13 protein-coding genes are annotated in these 12,867 nt (G+C 40.6%); 5 read left to right on the top strand and 8 right to left on the bottom strand.

Features of this window, described 5'->3' with window-relative positions; genetic code table 11:
- Window positions 1–254 precede the first annotated feature (254 nt).
- Window positions 255–1,130 (bottom strand): LysR family transcriptional regulator, encoded by an 876-nt coding sequence (locus tag MHB37_RS14780; RefSeq protein ID WP_076185996.1) that lies wholly within the window; start codon window positions 1,128–1,130, stop codon window positions 255–257.
- A gap of 127 nt (window positions 1,131–1,257) precedes the next feature.
- Between MHB37_RS14780 and MHB37_RS14775 the strand changes: the two genes are divergently transcribed.
- Window positions 1,258–2,151 carry a DMT family transporter gene (locus MHB37_RS14775; RefSeq protein WP_076129293.1) on the top strand — a complete coding sequence of 298 codons (894 nt, stop codon included), beginning with the start codon at window positions 1,258–1,260 and terminating at the stop codon, window positions 2,149–2,151.
- Between the two features lie 71 nt (window positions 2,152–2,222).
- On the opposite strand, the gene MHB37_RS14770 is transcribed toward MHB37_RS14775, so the two are convergent.
- From MHB37_RS14770 to MHB37_RS14745, 6 genes are all read right to left on the bottom strand, one after another.
- On the bottom strand, window positions 2,223–3,722 hold the full coding sequence (locus tag MHB37_RS14770; protein ID WP_076194336.1) for an MDR family MFS transporter: 1,500 nt from the start codon (window positions 3,720–3,722) through the stop codon (window positions 2,223–2,225).
- Window positions 3,723–3,969: 247 nt separating this feature from the next.
- Window positions 3,970–4,710, bottom strand: a complete 741-nt coding sequence (locus MHB37_RS14765) for a copper amine oxidase N-terminal domain-containing protein (protein WP_076194338.1) — start codon at window positions 4,708–4,710, stop codon at window positions 3,970–3,972.
- Window positions 4,711–4,840: 130 nt separating this feature from the next.
- Entirely contained in the window at window positions 4,841–5,605 is a 765-nt protein-coding gene (locus MHB37_RS14760) for a M15 family metallopeptidase (protein ID WP_218640422.1), read from the bottom strand.
- A gap of 14 nt (window positions 5,606–5,619) precedes the next feature.
- Window positions 5,620–6,531, bottom strand: coding sequence for a hypothetical protein (locus MHB37_RS14755; protein WP_076194340.1), 912 nt, complete (start codon window positions 6,529–6,531; stop codon window positions 5,620–5,622).
- A 59-nt stretch (window positions 6,532–6,590) separates the two neighbouring features.
- The gene (locus MHB37_RS14750; protein ID WP_076194343.1) at window positions 6,591–7,916 is read right to left on the bottom strand and encodes an FtsW/RodA/SpoVE family cell cycle protein; all 1,326 of its coding nucleotides are present in this window, start codon (window positions 7,914–7,916) and stop codon (window positions 6,591–6,593) included.
- Entirely contained in the window at window positions 7,913–8,245 is a 333-nt protein-coding gene (locus MHB37_RS14745) for a PadR family transcriptional regulator (RefSeq protein ID WP_405169533.1), read from the bottom strand. Before MHB37_RS14745 ends, MHB37_RS14750 begins: the two co-directional genes overlap by 4 nt.
- Window positions 8,246–8,326: 81 nt before the next feature.
- Here MHB37_RS14745 and MHB37_RS14740 point away from each other — a divergent pair, with 81 nt between their 5' ends.
- The 4 genes from MHB37_RS14740 to MHB37_RS14725 all read left to right on the top strand — a co-directional run bounded on the left by MHB37_RS14740 (window position 8,327) and on the right by MHB37_RS14725 (window position 11,181).
- Window positions 8,327–8,905 carry a hypothetical protein gene (locus MHB37_RS14740; RefSeq protein WP_405169532.1) on the top strand — a complete coding sequence of 193 codons (579 nt, stop codon included), beginning with the start codon at window positions 8,327–8,329 and terminating at the stop codon, window positions 8,903–8,905.
- 159 nt (window positions 8,906–9,064) lie between these two features.
- A complete protein-coding gene (locus MHB37_RS14735; RefSeq protein ID WP_405169531.1) occupies window positions 9,065–9,559 on the top strand; it encodes a hypothetical protein in 495 nt (164 codons plus the stop codon).
- Between the two features lie 210 nt (window positions 9,560–9,769).
- On the top strand, window positions 9,770–10,303 hold the full coding sequence (locus tag MHB37_RS14730) for a PadR family transcriptional regulator (RefSeq protein WP_081388325.1): 534 nt from the start codon (window positions 9,770–9,772) through the stop codon (window positions 10,301–10,303).
- Between the two features lie 59 nt (window positions 10,304–10,362).
- The gene (locus MHB37_RS14725) at window positions 10,363–11,181 is read left to right on the top strand and encodes an SDR family oxidoreductase (RefSeq protein ID WP_248548181.1); all 819 of its coding nucleotides are present in this window, start codon (window positions 10,363–10,365) and stop codon (window positions 11,179–11,181) included.
- Window positions 11,182–11,376: 195 nt separating this feature from the next.
- Here the strand turns inward: MHB37_RS14725 and MHB37_RS14720 are convergent, their stop codons facing one another.
- Window positions 11,377–12,831, bottom strand: a complete 1,455-nt coding sequence (locus tag MHB37_RS14720; RefSeq protein ID WP_076194367.1) for a DHA2 family efflux MFS transporter permease subunit — start codon at window positions 12,829–12,831, stop codon at window positions 11,377–11,379.
- Between the last annotated feature and the right edge of the window lie 36 nt (window positions 12,832–12,867).

Here is a 12,867-nt window from a genome sequence, read left to right as displayed (position 1 = left end):
CATATTAATTATTCTAAAACAGATATTAATAGAGGATTAACATGCAATTTAACGTCTCTTAAACCCTATATAACGCCGCCAAAACTATAAGATAATGGAGATATACATATATTTAACTAAAATCCTTTAAAATCGATTATAGCAGCTTGTGTGTAGTTCCTGTTTCCTGAAAAACTAGCTGAAGTACTAAACAAAAAAACTGATCCCTCTTAACTTTGATGAGGTATCAGTTTCTTATTTTTTGACGTATTTATTTAGGTGTTATCTTTCAGCCACACTTGCACATGCTTTAGAAATTTTTTGGTGACGGGAGAAGCGTATTTCATAGAGTGGACAGCAATTCCTAACGATCTGAAACTACGTTCCTCCAATTCTAGCATGGCCACATTATAATTTTGCCGGGTCAAGACAAGCTCTGGCAAAATACTAATGCCAAGGCCTTTCTCCACCATCGACATAATGGCATAGTCATCACCTGCTGAGAATTTAACATTAGGTTTAATACCCGCCTTATCCAGCACACGTCTAACATCATAATCCGAGCCTGCTTTCGGGATAATGAAATCCTCTTTAGCAATTTGCGATAAGGAAAGAAAGGGTTCTGCACTAAGCGGATTCTCTTTAGATACAATCCCTAACATCCGGTCTTTTTTTAAAGGAATTACGTCAAACTTCTCACGTGTAGGCAGTGAAATAAAACCGCAGTCGATCACTCCAGCCTCTATCCATTGCTCAACCTCCAAATAACCGCCTTCCATCAGCTTGATTTCTATATATGGGTATTCACTGCGAAATTGCTTAATCATCCCTGGCAGCCAATGCACTGACACACTGGTGAACGTACCGATGGTGATCGTGCCAATCTCTAGCCCGTGGATGTCCGCTACCTCCTGCTTCAATTTCTCGTTCCACTTCAAGATTTCACGGATAGGCTGCAGAACTTGTTCCCCGTTTACCGTCAATTTCACACCGGATCTATTTCTAATTAATAACGCGAACCCAAACTCCATTTCCAAGCTGCTAATGGTGTGACTAATTCCGGATTGCGTAAAACCCAGCATTTCTGCTGCTTTTGTTAAGCTGCCTAGCTCTACAACTTTCAGAAAAATCTCATATTTATTAATGCTCAACCTCTGTTCCCACCCTTATAATTACATAAGTTTTACTCATGTATCCTATGATAAACATTCAGTTACCTTATGTATAGAGCCGTATTATACTATATTGAGTTGAAAATGAAGAAGGATGGATGAAGAGATGAAACCGCTCAAAGCTGAGCTGCTGCTGTTAGTTGTAACATTATTTTGGGGCTCCTCCTACATATTTATGAAAATGGGGTTAGGTACGTTAGGCGAATTCAATCTGATTGCACTCCGCTTCGGACTTGCTTTTATATTAGCCGCTATGATATTCCACAAACGATTAAGACGAGTAGACATGAGAACATTAAAATATGGTGCTCTCCTCGGATTCCTCCTGCTAGGTGTATTCACATGTATAACCTTCGGACTTCAAACAACCACCACCTCAAATGCAGGATTTTTAGTTGCATTGACGGTTATTTTTGTACCGATCTTGGATCGAGTTATTTTCAAAAAAAGAGTTGCACCTCCGCAAGTGTTCGGCTCCATCCTCGCCATAGCCGGGATTGGACTTCTTACCTTAAATGCAACCTTAACTATTCAACCGGGTGACTTTCTGTGTATTCTTTCGGCAGTGTTCTATGCGGTACAGATCTTATTTACAGGCAAGGCGGTAAAAGAATGTGATTCCCTGAATATTGGAATCTTGCAGTTAGGATTTGCCGGAGGGTTGGCCTTAGTGTTGTCCGCAATCTTCGAGACACCTTCGCTCCCCTCTACTTTGCCAGGTTGGGCAGCAATTCTAGCGCTTGGTATCCTATGCAGTGCCTGTGGCTTCATCCTGCAACCTATTGCTCAAAAATATACTTCACCAACCCGCACCGGACTAATCTTCTCCCTTGAGCCGGTCTTCGCTGCGATGTTTGGTTATTGGTTCGCTGCTGAGAAGTTATCGATGCAAGGCTATGCTGGCGCAGCGCTTGTTCTGCTGGGAATCGTGGCTTCTGAGCTGCTTGGTAAAGCAAGTCTCCCCGCATCGTGGGCTCAGAAGAAACCAGAGCATTTATAACAATAAAGGCGTCGTTCAACTATACAAGCTGAACGACGCCTTTTCTATATTATCTATGTTTTTGGGTTCAATTAATGCCCCATCATCATCGCCGCATCTGCCTTCTGTCCCTCTCCAGAGGTAGGATCGCCAGCAGAAAGCTTAGGCTTGCGCAAAATAATACTCATCAATACACCTACCACTCCTATGCAGCCAGACAGGAAGAACACATCATCAAAACCACTAACTGCGGCTGTCAAAGGATTACTTCCCGCTTTCAGTGCTCCCATATGAACAGCGATCTGACTAGTCAGGTAACCTGTCATTCCAGCTATAGCAAATGAAACAACGACTTGTTGAGCAGCAGCAGTAAGTGAAGTTACACTTCCCACCCATTCACGTGGAGCAGCATTCAAGACATGAGTATTCAAAGGCATCATCGTTAGACCCATCCCAAAGCCTAAGAAACCCAGGTATGTCATAATTAACGATAAATTTGTTGTAACACTAATTCCGGATAACAGGAACAAGGTGACCGTAATGATACTAAGTCCAACAAACGCCAGCGGACGAGCCCCGATCTTATCAAACAACCTGCCGCCAATCGGCATTCCGATTGCTGAAGCTAAAGCCTGCGGAAGTAGAATCAAACCGGTCTCCAGCGGGGTATAGCTTCGAATCTGCTGCAGGTAAAGGGGCACAAATAACATGGACCCAAACAAAGCAGCTTGCATAACCCAAGTTAAAATAATACCCCGAGTGAAATCCGACGAACGGAAAACTCGCAGTTGTAAAAGCGGATTTTTGTGAAGCAGCTCCACAATGACAAGAAGGATCAATGCAACCCCTCCAACAGATAAGCCAACAATAGCGGGAGTAGACGACCAGCTTGTTCCACCGCCTTCATTCACCCCATAAGCCAACATAGAGAAGGCAATTGGGGCAAGGATAATGCCTAGGATATCGAGTTTGCCTTTGCTCTTTTGTTCAGACTTCGGCAAATATTTAACACCAAGAATAATGCCAACAATTCCAATAGGTACATTAATCAGAAAGATCCAGTGCCAGCTTACGTACTCCACCAGCCAACCGGATAAGACTGGACCGAGTGCCGGTGCTAAGAGCATTGGAATACCAAGCATCCCCATAATAGAACCTCGACGTTCTACTGGAGCTAATTTAAAAACCATCGCCATCCCAATGGGAGCAACCATCCCCCCGCCAAGACCTTGAATGACTCGAAAAATAATGAGCTGAGATGAGCTTTGTGCAACCGAACATAACATAGAGCCAAGAATAAACATCGTAAGAGTTGCCAGAAAAACTTGTTTCGATCCAAAACGATCGGTCATCCAGCCCGCGAGTGGGATTACTGCCGCTAAAGCTAAAGTATAACCCGTAATCGCCCACTGAATCGTTTTGAGATCGGAAGCAAAATAATCAACCAGCTTGGGAACGGCCACATTCACAACAGTACCATCCAGAATAACCATAATCATACCGACAATAATAGCAAGAAGCGGGGGGATGATTGCTTTTAACGAAAAGGGTTGCTCTTCTGCAGAACTCATTCCGGTCAATGTTTTTGTCATCCAGTACTCCACTCATTTCTCTAATTTAATTAAATGCTTTATTTATTATTTCAAATTTTAATTTACATTCGATGAATCTGGAAGTCAACAAATAAAACCATTTTTTACATTAAAAACACATCGGGTTTACGATACCCTTCAGAAATTATCTGGGAAAGTATATTAGAACAGCAAAAAGACTATGCATAATCCCCTAAAATCTTCTCGCTTGGGAAATGTGCATAGTCATCATGGAATCATTTTCCGATTAGAGTGTCTCTCTAAATTCTATAATTTTGCCCGATGTGTTCAAAATAATTTCAAGTGGAATCTCTGTCTCTGCAAAATCCAATACACAGCGGATAGAAAATTGATCCTCGTTATAGCTACTTTTTGTAGATTTAATCCCATGATAATTCCCGGCTTTTATCGTAATTTGCTTCCAGTCTTTTAGTAATCCATTTGAGCTTGGCTTATTTACGACCACATCATAATGATATCGCTCCGATAATTCATTATATTTACCGCCGACCAGTAACCCCGCTATAACACTCGCTGTCACTTCAGGGGTATACACTTCAACTTGATTGGACTCCCCATCATATGAGGTTAATAAACCAATTGTCTTAAAAAAGGAGATTGGAACATAGATATGATCCTGTCTGAATTCGAAATCATCTTTAAAAACCAACTCTTGTGCATTATTGATGCTAACTAAATGTTCGTTAAGCTTCCATTTAATTATTTCATTTATCTTTGTTAGTGTTATAGTTTCTGAACTTTTTTGATATGTTGTTGTATATTTCAGTGCATTGGAAGCCTCTCTGAGCGGAATCATGACCGTGGAACCCTTGTTGTAGGCTGAATGGGGATCAGTTTCCAGTAGTTTACCATTCAAAATCACGCTAACCTGGCCGGAGTCTGCCCATACTGTTGGAGCGGCAAATCCACCAAATCCATTAGTTAAAAACAGAACACCTAACACAACTACCGCTGCCATTTTGATCATCGCTCGAAACCTCCCTTTAGTTATTACAAGTATTATGTGCGTTTCCAGCATGTGCTAATCCTAAGGATAATAAAGCCAAGAAAAAAAAGAAGCCGTTCAACATTATGTTGAGCCACTTCTTTAGAAATGATTATTCCACCTTGAAGTCAAAATACTGCTTAGGAAAAGGTTCTTTTATCAGCGTAAAATGCCACCATTCCTTACTATAAGGTTTAAAGCCTTGCTTCACCATAACCTCTTTGAGAATTGCGCGATTTGCTTTCTGAGTCTTTGTGATCAACGATGTATCATAAAAAGAGATCTCTCCGAAAAAATCAAACGGGCTGCCCATATCTACATCTACACCGGTCTCTTTATTGACGATCGTTAAATCGATGGTACTGCCTCGAGAATGTCCTGATTTTTTCGCTATAAATCCGAGTTTGAATAAATTACGTTTATCCAGTAGCGGGTAATATTGCTGCTTCATCTTAGTATCCGCGGAATTCTGTGACCATCTTACAAAATGATTCACCGCGGTCTGCGGACGATAAGCATCATAGATTTTTAGGATATATCCTTTTTTGGCTAAATCCTCACTTACTGCCTTCAAGGCTGTAGCTGCAGTCTGTGAAAAGATCGCTAAAGGCGCTTTATAACCATCAATCCGCTTCCCTACAAAATTATTGTCTCCGTAATAGCGAATTTCAAATTGGGCAGTAGGAATCACTTCATCCAAATAGACAAATCCTTGCGGCAGGCGGTTTTTCTTCTCCAGCTGCATTTGCTGCAGTACATTGTCTGTAGATGATCCAACGTAAGCTGCATCTGCGCTGCCCATAAAAATCGTGTTTGTCCATAACAACAGCACAAATGCGAAAACTATAATTTTTGTTCCTCTAAATCCGCTTCTCAATAGATCCCGCCTCTTCATTTCGAATTAACCGTTTGATTCAGAAATTTCTCCACTTCAGGTGTGAGTTTATTATTCGTGGAATCAAGTAACTGCAGTAGTTTTTCTAAAATCATTAGGATTCTGGTGTCGCCTTTGTTTCCTTTTAATGCATTCTCATACGCCTTCTTTACTTCAGGTTTGATTACTTGCTCATCATAGTCATAAGCTGGTGTGTTGCTTGATCCATATAATAAGCGTGAAGTTGCATTGAGCAGCTCTTTTTGAAGAACGGTTGACCGATTGGAAGCTGGGTATTTCGTCACAAAATCCTCCAGTGCAAGCGCCCTGTTCGTTAACTCTGTCCAACTAATCACAATAGCTGCATCAAAAACACTTGGTTGATTCGATTCAGTGGCCATGATATCTATATAAGCAGCGATGTCCTTCGTGACATACGGCTTAAAGCTTTTGAACCCCTCATAATGCATCACTGGATAGTACATGCCCTCACTAGTCTCCAGCTTATACCCCTTATCCCGTCCTTCAATTAACATATTGCGTACATTGGGATCTTTGATCGCATTAAGGAGTGTGCTGTATGTTAGATTTTTGCTTTTGGAAAAAGCATTATTTATCTCTTTCTGAACATTCTCCGGAAAAACCTTCTCAGAGTACACAGGTAAATATGCCTTCTGTGCATTTTCGAGCTGGAGTGTCATCTGAGTTGCTGTCCAGGTATCCACTTCTTTGATATGGTTAATCAAATAATTCCGTGCGTTAGCAAGAGATGCCGGTTTCTGTACATATTGTTGGAATTGGTTATAGACTTTTGCAGATTCTTTCACAGTTGCGGCAGCTACAGTATCAGTTGTATGTATACTCCCAAACCCTCCCATAGAGCCTAGGGCAAAGGCAATACTTAACAAGCCTGTTTTTTTCCATCCCATTAAAAGACCTCCCTTAAGTATTCATACTTAATAATTAGACATACGAGAGGATCCTGAATCTAACTCAGTACAGTATTATCCTGGACGGCTCCAATGTCCTTCCTACGATAAATGCCCATCAAAAGTCCAATAGCCGCATATTCAAACCACACATGACTCCCATAGCTCAGGAAAGGGAACGGGATAGAAGTCAACATCATTCCGCCGCTCAAAACAGCAAGACCATAGGTTAGTCTTATGGCTAGTAAAAATGCCAAACCCAACACTAAAGCTTGTCCATAGGGCTCACGAATCGCTCGTATCGTAGATAGAAGCTTGATAAAGAACCAGGAGATAACTGCAAGCAAAAGCAGCGCCCCCGCCCAACCAAAACAATGAATAAGATAGACAGGCAACATATCTGAGTAAACATACGGCAGCTTTTGTTCTACTGCTCCGAATCCGTGCCCCCACCAACCCGCTGAGCTAATAACTTCACGCATTACTTGATATATATAGCCATAACCTTCTGGATCTAAAGATGGATTTATTGCACTAATAATTCTGACCATCAGGTAGTCGCTATTGAAGATGAACATTAGTCCAACTATTACAAAGAACCCTAATAATACTACACTCTTTATCCAATCGCGAGTAATCCATACATATAATAGTAGTGAAGAGATTAGATACACTACAAGCTCTGGAAGAGAGTTTAAAGAGATAAGAAGCCATGCAGGTGCTAACAGAAGGCTTATGTCGAACAACCCACTTCGCCAAGTTTTCTTTTTAGCCGATTCCTTACGATTCACTAAAATCCCTGCTAACGCGACTATCAAAACATAAGGACGATAGGATGTCATATCAGGTAAGATCAAAAAAATCCTAGGACCATAATTTACTCCATTTATTGTTATCCCCCAGAATATACTCGACAGAATTCCTGCTATTGATGTTCCGTATAATACCCACGAGAAACTTCTCAGCTTTCTGAAATCAATGAAATACAATCCAAACATCAATACAATTCCAATAAGTATATTTATCGCTTGGCGTCTAAACGCATTATCCAAAAAAGCACCTTTAACAATATCACTGTAGCCTACATCCACAGAACTCATTCCGATCAGACTGATCGCGGATAATATAGCTACAACGCCAAACAATCCCCAAGGTACATGTGGTTTATGTATTAGATGAAGTTCTTTTCCTAACGTTTGCGGATTCCCCATTTGTGCGATCGCCCAAGCTATGGCTTCTTCCCGTGATACACCGTCTGATTCTTTTTCACAAATTAAATCTTCTAGATGACTAGCTAATTCTTGACGTATCTCTGGGTGAGTTTTTTTCGCTTTAATCTCTGCACACACTTCATCCAAAAATTGCTGTTGCCTCTCTTTCATCATACACCACCCTCTCCCAGAACGGAGTCAACTGCACCTTTAAACATAACCCATTCTGCTTTTTTCTCCTTGAGTTTCTCTTTACCTTCATCCAGAATTCTATAGTACTTACGCTTCCTTCCCTCTACCTTCATCCAGTAAGCCTCTACCCAGCGCTCACTTTCCATCGCATGCAGAATTGGATACAAGGTTCCTTCTTTTAATGAAAAAACACCCTGTGATCTCAGCTCCAGCTCTTTGATTAACTCATAACCATATAATGGCTTCTCCTGTAAAAGAGTCAGAATTAATGTACCCGTACTGCCCTTCAGCATCTCTTTACTTACTTTCAACGGCTAACACCTCCTAAATTCTAACTTTACAATTGGCGTGGGACCGGATTCCGCTCATTCTACGGGATATATACCGTTGATTTGCTTCGTGGGACCGGATTCGGCTCATTCTACGGGATTTATACCGTTGATCTGCTTCGTCGAGCCGGATTCGGTTCATTCTACGGGATATATACCGTTGATTTGCTTCCTCGGTCCGGATTCAGCTCATTCTACGGGATTTATACCGTTGATCTGCTTCATCGGTCCGGATACGGCTTATTCTACGGGATTTATACCGTTGATTTACTTCGTCGAGCCGGATTCGGCTCATTCTACGGGATTTATACCGTTGATCTGCTTCCTCGGTCCGGATACGGCTTATTCTACGGGATTTATACCGTTGATTTGCTTTCTCGAGCCGGATTCGGCTCATTCTACGGGATTTATACCGTTGATTTGCTACCTCGGACCGGAATCGGCTCATTCTACGGGATTTATACCGTTGATTTGCTACCTCGGACCGGAAACGGCTCATTCTACGGGATATATACCGTTGATTTGCTTCGTCGGACCGGATTCGGCTCATTCTACGGGATTTATACCGTTGATTTGCTTCGTCGAGCCGGATTCGGCTCATTCTACGGGATTTATACCGTTGATTTGCTTTTTTTCCCATGACTAATATCTGTATATCATGAATATTAGTTATCCTTTTATACCTAGGACAACTATACATCGTAAATCTATGTATGTAAAGTTTCTATTAAGAAAGCCCTTATTCCCTCCTCATTCATGTATAATAATGGTAATACAAGCAGCATGTTGAGGAGATCAACGATGAGAAAAACAACAATAACAATCTTGAGTTTTACCGTTCTTTTCATATTTATTTTCGTTGGATATATGCTCCGTAACAATTCAATGAACTATTATGAGACGTGGAAGATAAATTGGGGCATATCGATCTCTAAACCTACAGAGTCAAAGGTGATATTTGAAAGTCCACCCAGTTTCCATGGGGATGGCGAAAGCTATTACGTATTAGATTATGACGAAAAGCAATTCAAAGAAATCAAAGATGCAGCATTTTGGCATCCCCTCAATGTTGAATCCATTGACCCCTTAAAAGAGAGAATATCAAGTTTCAAAGACTCTGTGATTGCCATTTATCCAAATGAAAAAGAAAAATACGAAAAATTATTTTGGGCTAACCCTATAGAACTCGAAGAAGGAGGATTCTATTACTATAAGAAAAAAGATGATGGTAGCTACTGTATCGTGATCCTTAACGTGGAGTTACAACGAGTATATATGATGGAATGGACACAATGAAAATTTAATAAGTGAGAATTAAATGACGATCGCTCCCCGGTATTCTGCCAGGGAGCGATCGTCGTTTTTTCGGGATGTCTCTTAATTATTATGAATACATAAAAAAACAACTCCAAGTATCCTTCCAATATATATTTACTCAATATATAAAGGTCTGATATATTGTGATAACGATATACAAATATTTAGAAACTTAAAGGAGGCCCTATTTTGAACAGTCAGGATGTTATTTTAGGCATGCTTATGAAAAAATCGTTGACTGGATACGAAATAAAGCAGTTATTGGAGGAAATATTCTCTAATTTCTATAGTTCTAGTTATGGAACGATTTACCCTACACTTGCTCGCATGGAAAAGGAGGGTCTGATTACTAAGGAAAACATACCTCAGGAAGGTAAGCCTAATAAAAATCTTTTAAACATCACGGATAAAGGAAGAGATAGTTTTAATGCCTATTTACTAGCCCCACTAGAGGCTGACAGTATTAAGAAATCTGATTTTATGATGAGGCTTTATTTTGGTGAATTTGTCGGGTATGAGAAGGTGATTATTTGGTTGAAGCAAGCTCAAGAGGAATCACAACATAAGTTAGATCAATTACTCGCTCAGTATTCGCTTTATAAAGATGAAATGCATCCAGCACAGATCATCTGCATTCAAATTGGCATAGAAGAATATAAGGCTAAACTAACAACCATTGCTGAGGGATTGTTAAACATGGAGAAGTTAGTACTTACGAAGTGAGTTTTAATACGAACCAGGTTAAGATGTACCGCTCATAAAACTTTTAGGAGGAATTGTAGATGAAAACAATTTTTATAACGGGTGCTTCGTCTGGTATCGGTAGAACTACAGCAAAACATTTTGCTGAAAGAGGATGGAATGTGGTAGCCACGATGCGTTCACCTGAACAAGAAAGTGAATTCACTACACTTGATAATGTGTTGGTGTTACGGCTCGATGTTGAGAAAGCAGACACGATTCAACCTGCGTTAGAGGAGGCGATCAAACGGTTCGGTAAAATTGACGTTCTTCTCAATAATGCTGGTTATGGAACAATGGGACTTATAGAAGTAGCTACAGATGAGCAGATCAGAAGACAGTTTGAAGTCAACGTTTTTGGTCTTATCAGTATGACTAAAGCCATGCTGCCACATTTTAGAGCTAACCAAGATGGTTTGCTGATCAATATCTCTTCTATGGGTGGGAAAGTAACCTTTCCTACAATGTCTCTGTATCATTCAACGAAATTTGCCGTAGAAGGTTTTTCTGAATCCGTATCTTATGAATTAGCATCACAAAACATCAAAGTAAAGTTAATTGAACCTGGTGCCATTCAGACGGACTTTGGTGGTAGATCGATGGAGTTCTTTTTTAATGATGCATTAACGGAATATAAACCTTTTACTAATGCATTTTTGGGTAAATTGGGTGAGATGGAAAAACAACCTGCCTATGCTTCGCCTCCAGAAATTGTTGCGGAAACAATATATCAAGCTGCTACAGATGGGACAAGTCAATTCCGATATGTTGTTGGTGAAGATGCAAAAATGCTCATTCAAATGAAAGAAAATACGGCCGAAGAAGAATATCTGACTAATATATCCCAGCATTTTTCTTAAAAAAGAAAGCTTTAAGTGGAGTCGCTTTTCGGTATTCTACCGAGGAGTGGTCCTCTTTCTTATTGCGAACAAAAAAATCCCCTTCGATCAACAGTGTTAGGTCCATGAGATCATGAACTTTTTTTCACTGTCTATCCTAAGGGGATTTTACAAACTAACCTATTCGAACACCTTTTCTTGCGTCAAATTTATTTATTAATGCATCGGGGTATTCATTTTATGATTAACAACTACTCTTTTTATGAAGAAAGCAAGAATTAGTCCTACAATCGCCATACTCATTCCGAAAATAAAAGCATTTTGTACACCGTTCGTGAACGCAGGTAACATATTAGCTGGATCTGCTGGGTTCTCCACAGTTTTCATGTAGCTTTTTGAACCCGCGGTCATAATGCTGACTGCTAATGCAGTACCAATGGCACCAGCAACCTGCTGCAGTGTATTCATAATAGCTGTACCATCTGGATAAAGTTCTAGTGGCAACTGGTTAATACCATTCGTCTGTGCCGGCATAAATACCATCGAAATACCAATCATAAGCGTACTGTGAAGTACGATTACGAACACAACCGTAGAAGCTACAGTAATACTGGAGAAGAACCACAAGGCTACTGCTGCAATAATCAGACCTGGAATCACGAGCCATTTCGGACCGTATTTATCAAACATACGACCCATAATTGGGGACATCAATCCGTTTATAATTCCGCCTGGAAGCAGCAACAGACCCGCTTTGAAAGCTGTATAACCTTGTCCTTGTTGAAGGTACATCGGAAGAATCAACATGGAGGACAGAATAACCATCATACAAATAAATACCATAGCTACACCAATAGCGAACATTGGATATTTAAAAGCACGCAGATTAATCATTGGCTCCTTCATCTTCATTTGACGAAGCCCAAACAATAACAGTGCTACTACACCTACGATGATTGCAGTGATCACTTTCGGACTTCCCCAGCCCGCTTCTTCACCGGCGCTGCTGAAACCAAACACAATACCGCCAAACCCGAGTGAAGATAACACAATGGAGAGGATATCAATCTTCGGTTTCGTCACCTTTGTTACATTCTGCATGAACAGAATCCCGAATATCAATGCAATCACTAAGAATGGCAATGACAACCAGAAGATCCAGTGCCAGCTGAGGCTTTCAATTAGCAGTCCAGCAATGGTAGGCCCAATCGCCGGAGCAACCATGATAACCAGACCGATCATCCCCATTGCTGCCCCCCGTTTTTCAGGAGCAATGATGATAAGGATTGTATTAAACATCAGTGGCAACAGAAGCGCTGTTCCCATAGCTTGAACCACTCTTGCTGTAAGTAAGAACTCAAAGTTAGGTGATACTGCCGCTAGGAATGTTCCTAGGATTGAAAAACATAAAGCCGCTATAAACAGCTGTCTCGTCGAAAACCATTGAAGCAGCATCCCCGAAATTGGTACTAGTATACCCAGTGTAAGCAGATAAGCTGTTGTCAACCATTGTGCTGTTGCTGGGGTAATTTGTAGGACATTCATAAGATCACTTAAGGCAACATTTAATGCCGTTTCACTGAACATTCCGATAAAACCTGCTAGTAATAAAGAGACAAGAATTGGAATAGTCTTAAACTTCTTGACCTCTTTTTGTTGGTTCCCTTGCATAGTTGCTTCCACCCTTAATCCTCCTGATAATCTTAA

The sequence above is a fragment of the Paenibacillus sp. FSL H3-0286 genome (genome assembly GCF_045040705.1).
In the GTDB taxonomy this organism is placed as follows: domain Bacteria; phylum Bacillota; class Bacilli; order Paenibacillales; family Paenibacillaceae; genus Paenibacillus_AQ; species Paenibacillus_AQ odorifer.
The sequence above is the reverse complement of the archived record's forward strand: the minus strand, read 5'-3'. Positions and strand labels throughout refer to the sequence as shown.